Source organism: Pseudomonas sp. Tof1 (assembly GCF_055390395.1).
In genome coordinates, this window is record NZ_AP024344.1 from 6,077,392 (window position 1) to 6,095,270 (window position 17,879).

Here is a 17,879-nt window from a genome sequence, read left to right on the forward strand (position 1 = left end):
CCATGGGAAAACCCCTCCTCTTCAGCCTGGCGCTCATCCTGTCGATGGCCGGCCAGGCCCAGGCCACCACCCTGCGCTGCGAGAAGGGCCTGATCAGCTACGGCGACAGCACCTACGACGTCACCACCAAGTGCGGCACGCCAGTGGCGGTGATCGACAAGGGCTACATCGAAATACGCCATGGCAACCGCCGGGACGGGGTCAAGGTCGAGGAATGGATCTACACGCCCAGTGGTGGCATGAAACAGTCGTTGCGCTTCGAGGGTGGCCAATTGGTGGATATCCGCAGCAGCCGCAGCCCTTGAGCCGGGGCTGAGCTTCAGGGCCTATTCGCGGGCGAGCCCCGCTCCTACAGGTTTGGGGTATGCCCGCAATGCTGTGCGACGCCTGTGGAGCTTGCCCGCGAAGCTTTTGAAAATCCAGATAGAACAGGCCCCGACGCAATACGCCGGGGCCTGTAATGGCTACGTCCCTGTTGCCTGTCGCATGAACCTCAAGGCTCAACGGATGGACCACAGACTCATCCGTTTCGCCCTACTGCCGGTTCTGGCGAAACCCTGGGTACTTACTCGGTTTTCAGGGCTTCAGCGGTAACGCCTTTAACGCCCTTGATGTTCTTGGCGATGTGCACCGCGGTTTCCTTCTGGGCGGCGGTCACCTTGGTTTCCGAGGACAGCGAAACGACGCCCTTCTCGGTTTCAACCTTGATGTCGCTGCCTGGAATACCTTTTTCGGTCAGCAGGTCGGCTTTGACCTTGGTGGTGATCCAGGTGTCGGAGGTCTCTTCCTTGGCCTTGGTGACTTCACCGGCAGCGAGCATCATCGGCTTGGAGGCCTGAGTCTGTTCAGCCGCGAAGGCAGCGTTGGCCAGGGTCAGAGTCAGAGCGGTGGCAGCTGCGGTAGCGATAGCGAACTTTTTCATATGAGTCACTCCTGTTCTTCTGGAAAATCTGCGCCGTGTCCTGGCAGCAGGGTTACCAGGGATATTGCAGGCGCTGTGCCAACCGCGAATAAAAATAAAATCCTTTAAAATCAATTAGTTAAAACAAAGGCTTAAAACATCGATCGTGCAGATTGCATGACCGACCCGCGTGAATGCATGCAAGTTGCAGCTTCTTTCTGCCAGCAGCCCGTCACCCGGCCAACTTTTTCCTCGCCCATGAAAAAAGGACCCCGAGGGGTCCTTTTTTCAGCACAAGATGGCGGGGTCGATCAGACGCCCGATGCCTTGGCTGCGGCGACGTCCTTGATGGACAGCTTGATACGGCCGCGGTTGTCCACGTCCAGTACCAGCACTTCAACTTCCTGGCCTTCCTTCAGGATGTCGGTGACCTTCTCCACGCGAGCGTCGCTCAGCATCGAGATGTGCACCAGACCGTCCTTGCCCGGCAGGATGTTGACGAACGCGCCAAAGTCGACGATACGCTCTACCTTGCCCAGGTAGATCTTGCCGATCTCGGCTTCCGCGGTGATGCTCAGGACGCGCTGGCGAGCAGCCTCGGCCGCTTCCTTGGTTTCACCGAAGATCTTGATCGAGCCATCGTCTTCGATATCGATCGAAGCCTTGGTTTCTTCACAGATCGCACGGATGGTCGCACCACCTTTACCGATCACGTCACGGATCTTGTCGGTGTCGATCTTCATCGAGATCATGGTCGGAGCGTTGGCGGACAGTTCGCTACGGGACTGGCCGATCACCTGGTTCATCTGGCCGAGGATGTTCAGGCGCGCTTCCAGGGCCTGGCCCAGGGCGATTTCCATGATTTCTTCGGTGATGCCCTTGATCTTGATGTCCATCTGCAGCGCGGTGACGCCCTTGGCGGTACCGGCTACCTTGAAGTCCATGTCGCCCAGGTGGTCTTCGTCACCCAGGATGTCGGTCAGGACGGCGAACTTGTCACCTTCCTTCACCAGGCCCATGGCGATACCGGCCACGGGTGCCTTCATCGGTACACCGGCGTCCATCAGGGCCAGGGAAGCACCGCAGACCGAAGCCATCGAGCTGGAACCGTTGGACTCGGTGATTTCCGATACCACGCGGATGGTATACGGGAATTCGCTGTCGCTTGGCAGCATGGCCTGTACCGAACGACGGGCCAGACGGCCGTGGCCGATTTCACGACGGCCAGCGCCGCCCATGCGACCACATTCACCGACCGAGAACGGTGGGAAGTTGTAGTGCAGCATGAAGGCGTCTTTCTTTTCGCCTTCCAGGGTGTCCAGCAGTTGCGCGTCACGGGCGGTACCCAGCGTGGCCACGACCAGGGCCTGGGTTTCGCCACGGGTGAACAGGGCCGAACCGTGGGTCTTGGACAGAACGCCGACTTCGATGTTCAGCGGACGTACGGTGCGGTTGTCGCGACCGTCGATACGTGGCTTGCCGTTGACGATGTTTTCGCGAACGGTGCGGTATTCGATCTCGCCGAAAGCGGCCTTGACTTCACCGGCCGAAGGCTGGCCTTCCTCGCCCGACAGCTTGGCCACGACCTGCTCGCGCAGCTCGTCCAGGCGCGCATAACGCTCGGCCTTGACGGTGATGGTGTAGGCCTGGGAGATCGCTTCGCCGAACTCGGCGCGGATAGCGCCCAGCAGGTCGCTGGCTTCGGCTTGCGGAGCCCAGCTCCAGGCCGGCTTGGCGGCTTCGGCAGCCAGCTCCTTGACGGCCTGGATCACGGCCTGGAATTCGTCGTGGGCGAACAGAACCGCGCCCAGCATCTGGTCTTCGGTCAGTTCCTTGGCTTCCGACTCAACCATCAGTACCGCTTCGGCGGTACCGGCCACGACCATGTCCAGGCTCGAGGCTTTCAGTTGTTCGTAGGTCGGGTTCAGCAGGTAGCCGGTGCTTTCGTGGAAAGCCACGCGAGCGGCGCCGATCGGGCCGTCGAAAGGAATACCGGAGATGGCCAGGGCAGCCGAGGTACCGATCATCGCCGCGATGTCCGGATCGGTCTTCTTGCTGGTGGAGACGACGGTGCAGACGACCTGCACTTCGTTCATGAAACCTTCAGGGAACAGCGGGCGGATCGGACGGTCGATCAGGCGCGAGGTCAGGGTCTCTTTCTCGGAAGGACGGCCTTCACGCTTGAAGAAGCCGCCAGGGATCTTGCCGGCAGCGTAGGTCTTTTCCTGGTAGTGCACGGACAGAGGGAAGAAGCCCTTGCCCGGATCGGCTTGCTTGGCGCCAACAACGGTCACCAGCACGCTGACGTCGTCGTCAACGGTGACCAGCACTGCGCCGGAGGCCTGGCGAGCGATGCGACCAGTCTCGAGGGTAACGGTCGACTGACCGAACTGGAATTTTTTGATTACCGGGTTCACGGTGTCCTACCTTCTTTGTGGCTCTTGGGGGAACTGGCTTCTTGCGAAATCCTTGGTCAGCACCGGGCATCGGCCCGGTTCTGGATCATTACGAAAACCGCCTGCGGGGCAGCTTTCGTAATGATCCGGCACTCCAGATAAAACTTGAGGCTGGGAGCCTGCCCCATGCCAGTGGGAAACCCACTGACACAGGACAGACAACCAACCTCTAGCACGATCGCTGGATCAGCGACGCAGGCCCAGACGACCGATCAGGGTGCTGTAGCGAGTCACGTCCTTGCCTTTCAGGTAGTCCAGCAGCTTGCGACGCTGGTTTACCATGCGGATCAGACCACGACGGGAGTGGTGGTCCTTGCCGTTGGCCTTGAAGTGACCTTGCAGCTTGTTGATGTTGGCGGTCAGCAGTGCAACTTGCACTTCTGGCGAACCAGTGTCACCAACGGCTTGCTGGTAGTCGGCAACGATTTGAGCTTTTTCTTCAACGCTGAGTGCCATGTGGCAATCCTTCTATCAGGAAACCATCCAGGGACGGTTTCAACAGGCCGGAGACAAATCCCCGCATTTATAAAAGAGTAGTGACCGTGCCTGTTGACAGCCACCCTCGTCCGGTCATTCTGACCGAATCAGTCGACGCGGCGCGATGCGCCCGTCTTCGCTCACTTCACCGATACCGATGAAGCGGCCGTTATGATCCTGTACCCGAACCATGCCGTACTTCGGCGCGTCCGGGGCACGTACTGGCTGGCCGTTGAGCCAGTAGAACGCACTGTGCTCGGAGAACTTGAGCAAAGGCCAATCCTGCAGGCCACTGTCCGAGGGCATCAGGAAGCGGTCGACCGCCTCGTTGCCACCTTCGGCATGAACGGCTTCCAGCTCTTCGAGCGTCACCGTCTGGGCCAGGCTGAACGGTCCGGCCTGGGTCCGGCGCAGTTCGGCGACATAAGCACCGCAACCGAGCCGCTCACCGATATCCTCCACCAGGGTACGAATATAGGTGCCCTTGCTGCACTCCACTGCCAGTCGGGCAGTATCGCCTTCGCAGGCGAGCAATTCCAAGCGCGCAATAGTAACAGAACGCGGTTCGCGCTCCACTACTTCCCCTGCACGAGCCAACTTGTACAAAGGCTGTCCATCACGCTTGAGCGCCGAGTACATGGGCGGTATCTGACTGATTTCGCCCCGAAAATCCGGCAGGACCGCTTCGATATCGGCACGACCAACGGTCACCGGGCGGGTCTGCAGAACCTCGCCTTCGGCGTCCGCGGTGCTGGTGGTCTTGCCCAGTTGCATCAGGGTCTCATAACCCTTGTCGGAATCGAGCAGGTATTGCGAGAACTTGGTGGCCTCGCCGAAGCACAGCGGCAGCACGCCGGTCGCCAGCGGATCGAGGCTGCCGGTGTGGCCGGCCTTCTCGGCGTTGAGCAGCCAGCGAACCTTCTGCAGCGCCGCATTGGAGGTGAACCCCAGCGGCTTGTCCAGCAGGATGATACCGCTGACGTTGCGGCGGATACGTTTGACCTGAGCCACCGCTTACTCCCGACCGTCTTCTGGTTGGGCGGCCTGAGGGTCGCTGCCCTCGCCATGCAGGCTGTCTTCGGCCACGGCGCGCTCGATCAGGGCCGACAGATGGGCACCGCGGGCGACGCTCTCATCGTAGTGGAAGTGCAACTGCGGCACGCTGCGCAGCTTCATTTCACGGGCCAGTTGCATACGCAGGAAACCGGCCGCCGAGTTGAGCACCTTGATGCTCTGGGCGATCTCTTCCAGGTTGTCCTGGCCCATCACGGTGATATAGACCTTCGCGTGGCCGACGTCACGGCTGACGTCGACCGCGGTGATGGTGACCAGGCCGACGCGCGGATCCTTGACTTCACGACGGATCAACTGTGCCAGCTCGCGCTGCATCTGATCGCCGATACGTTGGGTACGGCTGTATTCTTTTGCCATGTCTTGTTACCTGTTACTGCCCCGGGGCGAAACCCTCGAGGTCTGAAAGCGGCAAACGCCCGGCCTGGCAGAAGCCGGACCGGGCGTTGCGTTTAGAGTCCGCTCGCGGCCTGCGCAGCACGGCTGCGGCAGGCCATCGCGGCTCTTGAAGCATGCGAGTCAGAGGCTGCGAGCAACCTGGACCTTCTCGAAGACTTCGATCTTGTCGCCGACCTTGACGTCGTTGTAGCTCTTCACGCCGATACCGCATTCCATGCCGGCACGCACTTCGGACGCGTCATCCTTGAAGCGGCGCAGGGATTCCAGCTCGCCTTCGAAGATCACGATGTCTTCACGCAGTACGCGGATCGGACGGTTACGGTGCACGCTACCCTCGATCACCATGCAGCCGGCGATGGCGCCGAACTTGGGCGAACGGAACACGTCGCGGACTTCGGCCACGCCCAGGATGTTCTCCCGTACGTCGCTGCCCAGCATACCGGTCAGGGCTTTCTTCACGTCTTCGATGATGTCGTAGATCACGTTGTAGTAACGCATATCCAGACCTTCCTGCTCGACGATCTTCCGTGCGCCGGCATCGGCACGCACGTTGAAGCCGAACAGCACGGCGTTGGAGGCCAGTGCCAGGTTGGCGTCGGACTCGGTGATACCACCGACACCGCCACCGACGACGCGCACTTGCACTTCATCGTTACCCAAACCGTTGAGCGCGCCTTGCAGCGCCTCCAGCGAACCACGGACGTCGGACTTGAGGACGATGTTGAGCGTCTTCTTCTCTTCCTGGCCCATGCTTTCGAAGATGTTTTCCAGCTTGCCGGCATGAGCGCGAGCCAGTTTGACTTCACGGAACTTGCCTTGGCGGAACAGCGCGACTTCACGGGCTTTCTTCTCGTCAGCCACCACGCTCATCTCGTCGCCCGCATCCGGGGTACCGTCCAGGCCGAGGATCTCGACCGGAATCGCCGGGCCGGCTTCCTTGATCGGCTTGCCGTTCTCGTCGAGCATGGCACGCACGCGGCCATAGTTCGAACCGACCAGGACCATGTCGCCCTGACGCAGGGTACCGTCCTGAACCAGAACGGTCGCCACCGGACCACGACCCTTGTCCAGGCGCGACTCGACCACCACGCCACGGCCAGGAGCCGAAGGGGTCGCCTTGAGTTCCAGAACCTCGGCCTGCAGCAGCACCGCTTCGAGCAGTTCGTCGACGCCAGTACCGACTTTCGCCGACACCGGAACGAACGGCGTATCGCCACCCCAGTCTTCCGGGGTCACGCCGTGGGTCGCCAGCTCGCTGCGGATGCGATCGAGGTCGGCACCCGGCTTGTCGATCTTGTTCACCGCCACCACCAGCGGTACGCCGGCGGCCTGGGCATGCTGGACCGCTTCGATGGTCTGTGGCATCACGCCGTCGTCGGCCGCGACCACCAGGATCACGATGTCGGTCGCCTTGGCACCACGGGCACGCATCGCGGTAAACGCGGCGTGGCCCGGGGTGTCGAGGAAGGTGACCATGCCGCGGTCGGTTTCCACGTGGTACGCACCGATGTGCTGGGTAATACCACCGGCTTCGCCAGCGGCCACCTTGGCACGACGGATGTAGTCGAGCAGCGAGGTCTTGCCGTGGTCAACGTGACCCATGACGGTCACGACTGGCGCGCGGGAGAATTCCTCACCTTCGAACTTCAGCGATTCGGCCAGGGAATCTTCCAGGGCGGTGTCGCTGACCAGGGTCACCTTGTGGCCCAGTTCCTCGGCAACCAGCTGGGCAGTTTCCTGGTCCAGAACCTGGTTGATCGTCGCCGGAGTACCCAGCTTGAACATGAACTTGATGATTTCGGCAGCCTTGACCGACATCTGCTGGGCCAGGTCGGCCACAGTGATGGTCTCGCCGATCTTCACGTCACGGACCACAGGACCGGTAGGGTTCTGGAAACCGTGAACGTTGCGTTTCTTCGGCTTGGCCTTGCCACCGCCGCGACCGCCACGACGGAAGCCATCGCTTTCCTCGTCGGTGGTACGTGGGGCAACACGAACGGCCGGAGCCTTTTCCTTGACCGAAGCGCGGTGCGGAGCGTTCTTGCGCTCGCCGTCGCCACGACGATTCTCGTCGCCACGGGACTTGTCGGAGCGACGCGGCTCTTCGCGCTTGCGCTCGGCAGCCGGCGCAGGCGCGGCAACCGGCGCTTCACGCACAGGCTCGTCGAGCTCGACCGGAGCGGCAACCGCTTCGACCACAGGCTCGACCACAGGGGCAGGCGCAGGCTGGCGACGCGCTTCTTCTTCGGCGCGACGCTTGGCTTCTTCTTCCGCCTTCTGACGGGCCGCATTTTCTACGGCGCGACGTTCTTCCTGCTCGCGCTTGCGCTCGGCTTCGATTTCTTCCGGGCTGCGCTGTACGAAGACTTTCTTCTTGCGTACTTCAACACTGATGCTCTTGCTGCCGGCAACACGCAGGGTACTGGTGGTTTTGCGCTGCAAGGTGATCTTGCGCGGTTCTTCCACTTTCGCCTTGTGGCTGCTCTTCAGGTGAGTCAGCAGCGACTGCTTCTCGCTGTCGCTCACATGTTCCTCGGCGGCGGTGTGCGGCAGACCTGCCTCACGCATCTGCTGCAACAGGCGCTCTACCGGTGTTTTGACCTCATCGGCCAGTTGTTTCACCGTGACTTGCGTCATGCACTTCTCTCCTCAGGCCGCGCCTAATTACTCGAACCAGTGGGCTCGGGCGGCCATGATCAACTTGCCGGCACGATCATCGTCGATGCCGTCGATGTCGAGCAGGTCGTCAATCGACTGCTCGGCCAGGTCTTCGCGGGTAATGACGCCGCGCACCGCCAGTTCCATCGCCAAATCCTTGTCCATACCCTCAAGCGAGAGCAGGTCTTCGGCCGGATGGGCGTCTGCCAGCTTTTCCTCTGTAGCGATGGCTTTGGTCAACAGGCGATCCTTGGCACGAGCGCGAAGCTCGTTGACGATTTCCTCGTCAAAGCCGTCGATGTTGAGCATCTCTTCCAACGGTACGTAGGCAATTTCTTCCAGGCTGGTGAAACCTTCATCGACCAGCACCTGTGCCAGCTCTTCGTCGACTTCCAGCTCGTCGATGAAGTTGCGCAGGATGTCACCGGTTTCTGCCTGTTGCTTAGCCTGGATGTCCGACTCGGTCATCACGTTCAGGGTCCAGCCGGTCAGCTGGCTGGCCAGACGCACGTTCTGACCGCCGCGGCCGATGGCCTGGGCCAGGTTGTCGGCACCCACGGCGATGTCCATCGCATGGGCGTCTTCGTCAACGATGATCGCCGCGACTTCAGCCGGCGACATGGCGTTGATGACGAACTGCGCCGGGTTGTCGTCCCACAGCACGATATCCACACGCTCGCCACCCAGCTCGCCGGAGACGGCCTGGACGCGCGAACCACGCATGCCGATGCACGCGCCCTGCGGGTCGATACGCTTGTCCTTGGAGCGGACAGCGATCTTGGCACGCGAACCCGGGTCACGGGACGCCGCCATCACCTCGATCAGCCCTTCGGCGATCTCGGGCACTTCGATACGGAACAGCTCGATCAGCATTTCCGGCGCGGTACGCGACAGGATCAGCTGAGGACCGCGGTTCTCGGTGCGGATTTCCTTGAGCAGTGCACGAACCCGTACACCGACGCGGAAAGTCTCGCGGGAAATGATGTCTTCACGCGCCAGCAGCGCCTCGGCGTTGTTGCCCAGGTCAACGATGACGTTGTCGCGGGTGACCTTCTTCACGGTACCGGAGATGATTTCGCCCAGGCGCTCGCGGTAGGCATCGACCACCTGCGCACGCTCGGCTTCGCGAACCTTCTGCACAATGACTTGCTTGGCGGTCTGGGCAGCGATGCGACCGAACTCGATGGACTCGATTTTCTCCTCGACGACATCGCCAACCTTGGCACCCGGATGGGTCAGGGCCACCTTGCTTGGCCAGGTCTCGATCGCCGGATCGTCAAGATCGGCTTCCTCGACCACAGTCCAACGACGGAAAGTCTCATAGGAACCGGTGTGGCGGTTGATTTCCACACGCAGGTCAACTTCGTCTTCAAAGCGTTTCTTGGTAGCAGTCGCCAGAGCAATCTCCAGCGCCTCAAAAATCACGCCTGCCGGTACACCCTTTTCATTGGATACCGACTCAACAACCAGCAATACTTCTTTGCTCATCGTACGCCTCGCCTTTCGCAAGCCATTGGATCCGCGGGATCCGCGTCTCAGTCAAAACTGGGAATAATGTTGGCCTTGTCGATCAAATCGATCGGCAACAGGAACTCGTGGTCATCTACCTGCACCACGACGTCCTGCTCTTCCACTCCACGCAGAAGGCCCTGAAAGTTGCGTCGTCCCTCGAAAGGCGAGCGCAGCCTTATTTTCACTTGTTCGCCGGCATGCGAGGCAAACTGTTCAAGGGTGAACAGCGGGCGTTCCATGCCAGGAGAGGAAACTTCAAGGGTGTATTCAGTGGAAATCGGATCTTCGACATCCAGCACGCCACTGATCTGGCGACTGACGATGGCGCAGTCATCCACCAGAACACCACCCTCTTTATCGATATAAACGCGCAACACGGAATGGCGGCCTTGAGCGGAAAACTCGATACCCCAGCATTCATAGCCCAGGGCCACGACCACCGGGGCCAACAAGGCCTGCAACTGTTCTAGCTTGCTCGACACCTGAACCCCCTCGTGCATGATGTGCATGCGATTTAAGAAAACAAAAAATGGGCGAATCGCCCATCCCTGAAATGCCGTCGAAATGCGGCATCAATTGTGTCCAGCTAACAAAAAGCCCCTGAAAAGGGGCTCCGCTAAAACTGGTTGCGGGGGCCGGATTTGAACCGACGACCTTCGGGTTATGAGCCCGACGAGCTACCAGGCTGCTCCACCCCGCGACAAAGCTGGGGCAAAAGTATACGACTGATCCCTTTTTGGGTCAATGTAACCTTCCACCTACAAGAAAGCCCGCAACAGCGGGCTCTCCTGATAATTGGTACCGAGAAGGGGACTCGAACCCCTACACCCTATGGGCACAACCACCTCAAGGTTGCGTGTCTACCAATTCCACCACCTCGGCAATACAACGTTTACAGCATGAAACCCGTTTTACTTCTGCTCTGGAGCCTGAGGTACATCGCCTGCCGGAGTGGCCGACTTCTGCTCCTGGAGCACCGGTACATCATCAGATGCCGGCTTTTGCTTTGGTGCTTCCAACACTGCCGGGCTTGGCAGACCTGCTTGAGTCAGCTGGTGAGCTTTCTCTTTAGCAAAGTATCCTAACCCTAAGCTGGTTATGAAGAAACCTGCGGCAAGTATAGCAGTAAACTTACTAAGAAAGGTAGAGGAACCTTGGCTTCCGAACACAGTATTTGAAGCACCTGCGCCGAAAGATGCACCAGCTTCCGCACCTTTACCCTGTTGCAGCAGTACGAGAGCAACAACCCCCAGTGCAGCCAACAGATGAAGAACGACTACGATCGTTTCCAGCATTTCTCAGTTTCCCGCAGCGCGACAAATCGCACCGAATTCATCTGCATTCAGGGAAGCCCCACCAATGAGCCCCCCATCGATATCCGGCATGCCGAACAGTTCGACCGCATTGGCCGCCTTCACGCTGCCGCCGTACAGAAGCCGCACACCTTGAGCGACTTCGGAATTCTCTGCCGCCAACTGCGCGCGAATGGCTGCATGCACATCCTGCGCCTGTTGCGGCGAAGCTGTCAGCCCGGTACCAATGGCCCAGACCGGCTCGTAAGCGATGACAGCCTTGGCAAAAGCACCGACACCCAACTCTTCGATGATGCTGCCCAACTGACGCGAAACCACTTCCAGCGTCTTGCCGGCTTCACGCTGCGCCTGGGTTTCCCCTACACACAGCACCGGAATCAGCCCGCAAGCCTGCGCTGCCGCAAACTTGCGATTGAGCATCCGATCGGTCTCGCCCATTATCTGGCGACGCTCAGAGTGCCCAACCAGCACCAGGGAACAACCTGCATCGACCAACTGGCTCGGTGCGATCTCACCTGTCAAGGCGCCTTGCATGGATTCCACTGCAGAGTTCTGCGCGCCGACCGAAATCGACTTGCCCTTCAAACCATCGACCACTTGGGTGATATGCAAGCAAGGCGGGAATACCGCAACATCAACACCACTCGGCAGGGCCAGATTCCGCAGCCCCTTGATCAGCTCAGCGACGCTGGCGCGGGTACCGTGCATTTTCCAGTTACCAGCTACCAGGGGGCGACGCATGCTCTACCTCGCGGGTTAAAGTGGGCGCAGATATTACCCAACCAGATCATCACTGGCAAGCCAAATTCAGGCACAAACTTCAGCAACCAGTTTTGCCAGCCCTTCGGCATGCCCACGAACGGACGCTTCGTCCTCGCCTTCGACCATCACACGCACCAGCGGCTCGGTCCCCGACTTGCGCAGCAGTACCCGACCACGACCGTTCATGGCCTCGGTGACACGCTCGCATTCGGCAACCACCTGCGGGTGCTTGACCGGATCGACACCGCCGCCGAAACGCACGTTGACCAGCACCTGTGGGCATTTGCGCACGACCTGGCGCGCCTCGGCCAGGGTCTCGCCACGACGACGCAACGCCAGCAGCACCTGCAGCGCCGCAATGATCGCGTCACCCGTGGTGTTGTGATTCAGGCACAGGATATGCCCCGAGTTCTCGCCACCGACCAGCCAGTCGCGCTCGAGCAGTTCGGCGATCACATAACGGTCGCCGACATTGGCGCGCACGAACGGAATATCCAGCTCCTTCAGCGCCAGTTCCATTCCGAGGTTGCTCATCAGAGTGCCAACCACGCCACCGTTGAGCTTGCCGCGCTCGGCCAGGTCACGGGCAATGATGAACACCAGTTCATCGCCATCGACCACCGTACCGGTGTGATCGACCATCAGCACCCGGTCGCCATCACCGTCGAAGGCGATGCCGAGGTCAGCCTGCTCGGCCAGCACCGCGGCCTGCAACGGCTTGATGTGGGTCGAGCCGCAGTTGTCGTTGATGTTCAGCCCGTTGGGCTGCACCGACAGCGCGGTGACCTGCGCGCCCAGCTCGCGGAAAACGCTGGGCGCCACCTTGTAGGTCGCACCGTGGGCGCAATCGAGCACAATCTTCAGATTGGACAGCTTGGTGCCGGTCGGCACGCTGCCCTTGCAGAATTCGATGTAGCGACCGGCCGCGTCGTTGATCCGCGAAACCTTGCCGAGCTTTTCCGATTCGACCACGGTCATCGGCGCATCGAGCAGCTCCTCGATCATCAGCTCGACTTCATCCGGCAGCTTGGTGCCTTCGCCGGAGAAGAACTTGATGCCGTTGTCGTCATGGGGGTTGTGCGAAGCACTGATGACGATCCCCGCCTCGGCGTGGAACGTACGGGTCAGGTAGGCGATGGCCGGGGTCGGCATCGGCCCCAGCAGCATCACGTCGGCGCCTGCCGCAGAGAGACCGGCCTCCAGGGCGGATTCGAACATGTAGCCGGAGATCCGGGTGTCCTTGCCAACCAGGACGCGACAGGTGCCCTGCTTGCGGAACGCCATACCGGCGGCCCAGCCCAGCTTGAGCATGAAATCAGGGGTGATCGGATACTGTCCGACGCGGCCCCGAATACCGTCGGTGCCGAAATATTTCTTCTTCATACGTGCTCCATCGTTCTTATTCGGCAGCTTCGACCGCAGCGAGCATCTTGACCACGTCGGCCGTTTCGGCCACATCGTGGACGCGCAGGATCCGCGCGCCCTTGCTCATCGCCAACGCCGCCAGGGCCAGGCTGCCATACAGGCGCTCACCCACCGGTCGCCCCAGTGTCAGGCCTATCATGCTCTTTCGCGAAACACCCACCAACAGCGGCCGACCCAGCACGTGCAACTGCTCCATATGCTTGAACAGGCTCAGGTTGTGCTCCAGGGTTTTCGCAAAGCCGAATCCCGGGTCCAGGACAATCCGCTCGGCAGGAATTCCCGCGGCTTCACAATCACGCATACGCTCGACGAGAAACGCCTGCACTTGCTGCGTGACGTTGTCGTAGTGCGGGTTGTCCTGCATGTCGCCAGGTTCGCCGAGCATGTGCATTAGGCACACCGGCAAACCGGTAGCCGCCGCCGCGTCCAGGGCACCGTCGCGCTGCAGCGAGCGTACGTCGTTGATCAGGCCGGCACCGAGACGCGCGGTTTCACGCATCACCGCCGGCGTCGAGGTGTCGACCGAGATGATCACATCCAGCTCACGGTGGATGCGCTCGACGATCGGCGCCACCCGCTCCAGTTCTTCCAGCGGCGAAACGACCCGCGCACCCGGCCGGGTCGATTCACCACCGACATCGATCAGCGTAGCTCCGGCCTGGACCATGCCTTCGGCATGCCGTAACGCCGCGTCCAGCTGACTGAAGCGCCCGCCATCGGAAAAGGAATCGGGGTAACGTTGAGAATGCCCATGACATGCGTCCGGGCCAAATCAAGAACCCGGTTGCCGCAAGGCAACCGGGTCGAGGACTGAACAGAAGTCATTTCAAACCTTAGTGATCAGCCGCAGGGCCGCCAATCGGAGCTTCAGGACGCTCGTTCTTCACCACCGGAGGCGTGGTGCCCGAAGAGCCCGAACCACCCCAGTCACGCGGCTCGCGTGGAGTACGACCGGCCATGATGTCGTCGATCTGGTCGGCATCGATGGTCTCGTACTTCATCAGCGCATCGGCCATGGCGTCGAGCTTGTCGCGGTTGTCGGTGAGGATCTGCTTGGCCGTGCCATAGCACTGGTCAATGATGCTGCGCACCTCGGAGTCGATCAGCTTGGCCGTCTCGCCGGAGAAGCTGGCGTTCTGACCACCACCGCCACGACCCAGGAACACTTCCTGATCTTCCTCGGCATACATCAGCGGGCCAAGCTTCTCGGACAGGCCCCACTTGGTGACCATGTTCCGGGCAATCTGGCTGGCGCGCATGATGTCGTTGGAGGCACCGGTGGTCACACCGTCGAAGCCCAGGGTCATCTCCTCGGCGATACGACCGCCGTACAGCGAGCAGATCTGGCTGATCAGCGCGCGCTTGGACAGGCTGTAGCGATCCTCTTCCGGCAGGAACATGGTCACACCCAGCGCGCGACCGCGCGGAATGATCGAGACCTTGTACACCGGGTCATGCTCGGGAACCAGACGGCCGACGATGGCGTGACCGGCTTCGTGATACGCGGTGTTCTGCTTTTCCTTCTCGGACATGACCATGGTCTTGCGCTCGGCGCCCATCATGATCTTGTCCTTGGCCAGCTCGAACTCCTTCATTTCGACGATGCGCTTGCTGGCGCGGGCGGCGAACAGGGAGGCCTCGTTGACCAGGTTGGCCAGGTCGGCACCGGAGAAACCCGGGGTACCACGGGCAATCACGGCAGGCGCGACGTCGTCACCGACCGGCACCTTGCGGATATGCACCTTGAGAATCTGCTCGCGACCGCGGATATCCGGCAGGCCGACCACCACCTGGCGGTCGAAACGGCCGGGACGCAGCAGCGCCGGGTCGAGCACGTCGGGACGGTTGGTCGCGGCGATGACGATGATGCCGTCATTCATTTCGAAACCATCCATCTCCACCAGCAACTGGTTGAGGGTCTGCTCGCGCTCGTCGTGACCGCCACCCATGCCGGCGCCACGATGGCGACCCACGGCGTCGATCTCGTCGATGAAAATGATGCACGGTGCGTGTTTCTTTGCCTGCTCGAACATGTCGCGCACGCGGCTGGCACCCACACCGACGAACATTTCGACGAAGTCAGAACCGGAAATGGTGAAGAACGGTACTTTCGCCTCACCGGCGATGGCCTTGGCCAGCAGGGTCTTACCGGTACCCGGAGGGCCGACCATCAGCACGCCGCGGGGAATACGACCGCCCAGACGCTGGAACTTGCCCGGATCACGCAGGAACTCGACCAGCTCGCCAACCTCTTCCTTGGCCTCGTCGCAACCGGCGACGTCGGCCAGGGTGGTTTTCACCTGGTCTTCGGACAGCAGGCGCGCCTTGCTCTTGCCGAAACTCATCGGCCCGCCCTTGCCGCCCGCACCGCCCTGCATCTGGCGCATGAAGAACATGAACACCGCGATGATCACCAGGATCGGGAAACTGGCCACCAGCAACTGGGTCCAGATGCTCTGCTGCTCAGGCTGCTTGCCTTCGATCACGACGTGGTTGTCGACCAGGTCGCCGATCAGGCCGTTGTCCTGGATCGCCGGACGAATGGTCTTGAAGCTGTCGCCATCGTTGCGCTTGCCGGTGATCACATAGCCATCCACGGCGACACGCTCGACCTTGCCGTCCTTGACCTGCTGGATGAAGTCGGAATAGTTGAGGGTCTGTGGCTCGTTAGGGCTGGAGAAGTTGTTCATCACCGTCACCAGGACGGCTGCGATGATCAACCACAGGATCAGATTCTTTGCCATATCGTTCAATTAAGTGCCCTCTGAAGCCAGCTCCGCTTGTGGCGCGCGCTTCGCATGAAATTCACCGGCGTAACTTACTACATTACCTACAGCTGCGCAGGAGCCGTCTGTAACCCTTTGTGAAACATTGACTACACAATATTCGCTTATGTTCACGAGGCGAAATGCGAATTTCCTATTGCCCAGCCCAAAAAACCTATTACTCGGTATCGCGTCCGCGGAAACCACGCCCCAGCAGGTACTGCTCGCGGGAACGATCGCGGGACGAACTCGGCTTGCGCATCTGCACCTTCTCGAACATCTTGCGCACGTTCTTGTGGTACTCGTCGAAGCCTTCGCCCTGGAAGATCTTGATCAGAAAATCACCACCAGGGCGCAACACACGCCCCGCCAGGTCCAGCGCCAGCTCGCAAAGGAACATCGAGCGCGGCATATCCACAGCGGGCGTACCACTCATATTGGGGGCCATATCGGAAATCACAAGGTCCACCTCGGAATTTCCGACCGCCTCGAGGATTTGCGCCAGCACGGCGTCCTCGGTGAAGTCGCCCTTGATGAAGGTCACGTCGGGAATGGCGTCCATATCCAGGATATCGGAGGCGATCAGGCGACCCTGGCCACCAATCAGACGACTGGTCACCTGCGACCAGCCACCCGGCGCCGCGCCGAGGTCGATCACGCTCATGCCCGGACGGATCAGCCGGTCCTTCTCCTGGATCTCCAGCAGCTTGTAGCTGGCACGGGAACGATAGCCGTCCTTTTGCGCCATTTTGACGAATGGGTCGTTGAAATGCTCTTTCAGCCAGTTATGGCTGGTCTTGGAACGGGCCACGGGCCACCTCGAAAAATAGATTAACTGGGCGGTCCCGGACTCGCTCGGGTAAACTAGCCGCCATTTTTTTACCAGATCAGACGCAGGGGTCAGATTATGCCGCTCACTCAAGAGCAGAAGAAACAGTACAAATCCATTGGCCACCATCTGAAACCAGTATTGACTGTGGCTGACAACGGTTTGACTGAAGGTGTGCTAGCCGAACTCGAGCGCGCCCTGAACGACCACGAGCTGATCAAGGTCAAGCTCAACATCCTCGATCGCGAGCAACGCCAGGCGCACATCGCGGAACTGTGCAAGGTCGGCAAGGCGGACCTGGTTCAGGTCATCGGCAAGATGGCACTGATTTATCGCCGCAACTTCGACGTCAACAAGCAACTGTCGAACGTTCACCACTACAAGTGATACCCGGCAGGGTCAAGGGTACGCTTCGCGTGCCCTGCCACCCTCGCCCGGCACGGGCTGCAGCACCAGCACCAGGCCGGACAGGCCGAGCACCAGGTAACTGAACAACTGCCAGCGCAAGGCTTGCGGCTGCCAGTAACGCACCGCGAAATACATCGCGCACGCATACCAGCCCATCAACAGCAATTGCCCACGGGTATCGCGCCACAGGCTCGACCGACCTTCGGCAAAAACCAGCACCAGGACCTGCACGGTCACGCAGACCACTGCAAATCCCACCAACAGGACGCCCAACTGAGCACCGATCTCCTCGATCAGCAACGGAGCCAGGCCGATTTGCGCAAGGACCGGCAACAGTCCCACATGCAATAACCACAAGCCGCCGACCCAGAGCATCTGGGCCAGCTGCCAGAGCATGGCGCCCGCGCGTAGCGGGCGTCTGCGCTCAGATGTGACGGACTGCGACAATCTCGTACTCGATCACGCCACCAGGCGTCTTGACGGTCACGACATCACCTTCTTCCTTGGCGATCAGGGCACGGGCGATGGGGGAAACCACCGAGATCTTGCCCTGTTTGATGTCAGCTTCATCCTCACCCACGATGTGATAGGTCACGCTCTCGTCGGTCTCGACGTTGGCGATCTCCACCGTGGTGCCGAAAATCACCTTGCCGGTGTGCGGAATAGTCGTGACATCGATGATCACCGCGTTCTGCAGACGACCTTCGATATCGCGGATCCGCGCCTCGACCATACCCTGCTGCTCGCGGGCAGCATGGTATTCGGCGTTTTCCTTCAGGTCACCCAACTCGCGGGCCGTGCCGATGTCCTGGCTCAGCTTGGGACGGACGACCTTGGTCAGGTGAGCGTGCTCATCTTCCAGGGCTTTGGCACCCTGAACAGTCATGGGGTACTTGGTTATGC

At 60.5% G+C, this 17,879-nt stretch carries 17 protein-coding genes, 2 tRNA genes and 1 pseudogene; 2 read left to right on the forward strand and 18 right to left on the reverse strand.

What is annotated here, in order from left to right:
* Positions 1-2: 2 nt before the first annotated feature.
* The gene (locus ACZ5KU_RS27385; protein WP_054058269.1) at positions 3-305 is read left to right on the forward strand and encodes a DUF2845 domain-containing protein; all 303 of its coding nucleotides are present in this window, start codon (positions 3-5) and stop codon (positions 303-305) included.
* 260 nt (positions 306-565) lie between these two features.
* Here the strand turns inward: ACZ5KU_RS27385 and ACZ5KU_RS27390 are convergent, their stop codons facing one another.
* The 16 genes and pseudogenes from ACZ5KU_RS27390 to rlmE form a co-directional block, all read right to left on the reverse strand.
* Complete coding sequence (locus ACZ5KU_RS27390) at positions 566-922, reverse strand: BON domain-containing protein (RefSeq protein ID WP_054058247.1); 357 nt, start codon at positions 920-922, stop codon at positions 566-568.
* Between the two features lie 290 nt (positions 923-1,212).
* Entirely contained in the window at positions 1,213-3,318 is a 2,106-nt protein-coding gene (gene pnp / locus ACZ5KU_RS27395; protein WP_054058248.1) for a polyribonucleotide nucleotidyltransferase, read from the reverse strand.
* A gap of 225 nt (positions 3,319-3,543) precedes the next feature.
* On the reverse strand, positions 3,544-3,813 hold the full coding sequence (gene rpsO, locus ACZ5KU_RS27400; protein WP_017904137.1) for a 30S ribosomal protein S15: 270 nt from the start codon (positions 3,811-3,813) through the stop codon (positions 3,544-3,546).
* 114 nt (positions 3,814-3,927) lie between these two features.
* A complete protein-coding gene (gene truB / locus ACZ5KU_RS27405; RefSeq protein WP_054058249.1) occupies positions 3,928-4,845 on the reverse strand; it encodes a tRNA pseudouridine(55) synthase TruB in 918 nt (305 codons plus the stop codon).
* Between the two features lie 3 nt (positions 4,846-4,848).
* On the reverse strand, positions 4,849-5,265 hold the full coding sequence (gene rbfA / locus ACZ5KU_RS27410) for a 30S ribosome-binding factor RbfA (protein WP_054058250.1): 417 nt from the start codon (positions 5,263-5,265) through the stop codon (positions 4,849-4,851).
* Between the two features lie 159 nt (positions 5,266-5,424).
* Positions 5,425-7,941 (reverse strand): translation initiation factor IF-2, encoded by a 2,517-nt coding sequence (infB, locus tag ACZ5KU_RS27415; RefSeq protein WP_054058251.1) that lies wholly within the window; start codon positions 7,939-7,941, stop codon positions 5,425-5,427.
* Between the two features lie 27 nt (positions 7,942-7,968).
* On the reverse strand, positions 7,969-9,450 hold the full coding sequence (gene nusA, locus ACZ5KU_RS27420; RefSeq protein ID WP_017904133.1) for a transcription termination factor NusA: 1,482 nt from the start codon (positions 9,448-9,450) through the stop codon (positions 7,969-7,971).
* Between the two features lie 47 nt (positions 9,451-9,497).
* Positions 9,498-9,956, reverse strand: a complete 459-nt coding sequence (gene rimP / locus ACZ5KU_RS27425; RefSeq protein WP_054058270.1) for a ribosome maturation factor RimP — start codon at positions 9,954-9,956, stop codon at positions 9,498-9,500.
* A 141-nt stretch (positions 9,957-10,097) separates the two neighbouring features.
* Positions 10,098-10,174, reverse strand: a tRNA-Met gene (locus tag ACZ5KU_RS27430).
* 96 nt (positions 10,175-10,270) lie between these two features.
* A tRNA-Leu gene (locus ACZ5KU_RS27435) sits at positions 10,271-10,356 on the reverse strand.
* 29 nt (positions 10,357-10,385) lie between these two features.
* A complete protein-coding gene (gene secG, locus ACZ5KU_RS27440; protein ID WP_081005950.1) occupies positions 10,386-10,769 on the reverse strand; it encodes a preprotein translocase subunit SecG in 384 nt (127 codons plus the stop codon).
* A gap of 3 nt (positions 10,770-10,772) precedes the next feature.
* Positions 10,773-11,528 carry a triose-phosphate isomerase gene (gene tpiA, locus ACZ5KU_RS27445; protein ID WP_054058252.1) on the reverse strand — a complete coding sequence of 252 codons (756 nt, stop codon included), beginning with the start codon at positions 11,526-11,528 and terminating at the stop codon, positions 10,773-10,775.
* Positions 11,529-11,594: 66 nt separating this feature from the next.
* A complete protein-coding gene (gene glmM, locus ACZ5KU_RS27450; RefSeq protein ID WP_054058253.1) occupies positions 11,595-12,932 on the reverse strand; it encodes a phosphoglucosamine mutase in 1,338 nt (445 codons plus the stop codon).
* Between the two features lie 16 nt (positions 12,933-12,948).
* A pseudogene (gene folP / locus ACZ5KU_RS27455) lies at positions 12,949-13,799 on the reverse strand (dihydropteroate synthase).
* An 8-nt stretch (positions 13,800-13,807) separates the two neighbouring features.
* Positions 13,808-15,718, reverse strand: a complete 1,911-nt coding sequence (gene ftsH, locus ACZ5KU_RS27460; protein WP_054058255.1) for an ATP-dependent zinc metalloprotease FtsH — start codon at positions 15,716-15,718, stop codon at positions 13,808-13,810.
* A 199-nt stretch (positions 15,719-15,917) separates the two neighbouring features.
* Positions 15,918-16,550, reverse strand: coding sequence for a 23S rRNA (uridine(2552)-2'-O)-methyltransferase RlmE (gene rlmE / locus ACZ5KU_RS27465; RefSeq protein WP_017904126.1), 633 nt, complete (start codon positions 16,548-16,550; stop codon positions 15,918-15,920).
* Positions 16,551-16,646: 96 nt separating this feature from the next.
* On the opposite strand from rlmE, the gene ACZ5KU_RS27470 reads away from it, so the two are divergent.
* On the forward strand, positions 16,647-16,955 hold the full coding sequence (locus ACZ5KU_RS27470) for a YhbY family RNA-binding protein (protein WP_464736510.1): 309 nt from the start codon (positions 16,647-16,649) through the stop codon (positions 16,953-16,955).
* Positions 16,956-16,967: 12 nt separating this feature from the next.
* Here ACZ5KU_RS27470 and ACZ5KU_RS27475 read toward each other — a convergent pair whose 3' ends face one another.
* Positions 16,968-17,372, reverse strand: a complete 405-nt coding sequence (locus ACZ5KU_RS27475) for a hypothetical protein (RefSeq protein WP_054058257.1) — start codon at positions 17,370-17,372, stop codon at positions 16,968-16,970.
* 28 nt (positions 17,373-17,400) lie between these two features.
* Complete coding sequence (greA, locus tag ACZ5KU_RS27480) at positions 17,401-17,877, reverse strand: transcription elongation factor GreA (protein WP_054058271.1); 477 nt, start codon at positions 17,875-17,877, stop codon at positions 17,401-17,403.
* Between the last annotated feature and the right edge of the window lie 2 nt (positions 17,878-17,879).

Bases quoted from the DNA above. Each gene is read 5' to 3' on its own strand.
- glmM (WP_054058253.1), bottom strand. From the start codon at position 12,932: ATGAAGAAGAAATATTTCGGCACCGACGGTATTCGGGGCCGCGTCGGA.
- rpsO (WP_017904137.1), bottom strand. From the start codon at position 3,813: ATGGCACTCAGCGTTGAAGAAAAAGCTCAAATCGTTGCCGACTACCAG.
- ACZ5KU_RS27470 (WP_464736510.1), top strand. From the start codon at position 16,647: ATGCCGCTCACTCAAGAGCAGAAGAAACAGTACAAATCCATTGGCCAC.
- ACZ5KU_RS27390 (WP_054058247.1), bottom strand. From the start codon at position 922: ATGAAAAAGTTCGCTATCGCTACCGCAGCTGCCACCGCTCTGACTCTG.
- secG (WP_081005950.1), bottom strand. From the start codon at position 10,769: ATGCTGGAAACGATCGTAGTCGTTCTTCATCTGTTGGCTGCACTGGGG.
- ftsH (WP_054058255.1), bottom strand. From the start codon at position 15,718: ATGGCAAAGAATCTGATCCTGTGGTTGATCATCGCAGCCGTCCTGGTG.
- infB (WP_054058251.1), bottom strand. From the start codon at position 7,941: ATGACGCAAGTCACGGTGAAACAACTGGCCGATGAGGTCAAAACACCG.
- rbfA (WP_054058250.1), bottom strand. From the start codon at position 5,265: ATGGCAAAAGAATACAGCCGTACCCAACGTATCGGCGATCAGATGCAG.
- ACZ5KU_RS27475 (WP_054058257.1), bottom strand. From the start codon at position 17,372: ATGCTCTGGCAGCTGGCCCAGATGCTCTGGGTCGGCGGCTTGTGGTTA.
- tpiA (WP_054058252.1), bottom strand. From the start codon at position 11,528: ATGCGTCGCCCCCTGGTAGCTGGTAACTGGAAAATGCACGGTACCCGC.
- nusA (WP_017904133.1), bottom strand. From the start codon at position 9,450: ATGAGCAAAGAAGTATTGCTGGTTGTTGAGTCGGTATCCAATGAAAAG.
- ACZ5KU_RS27385 (WP_054058269.1), top strand. From the start codon at position 3: ATGGGAAAACCCCTCCTCTTCAGCCTGGCGCTCATCCTGTCGATGGCC.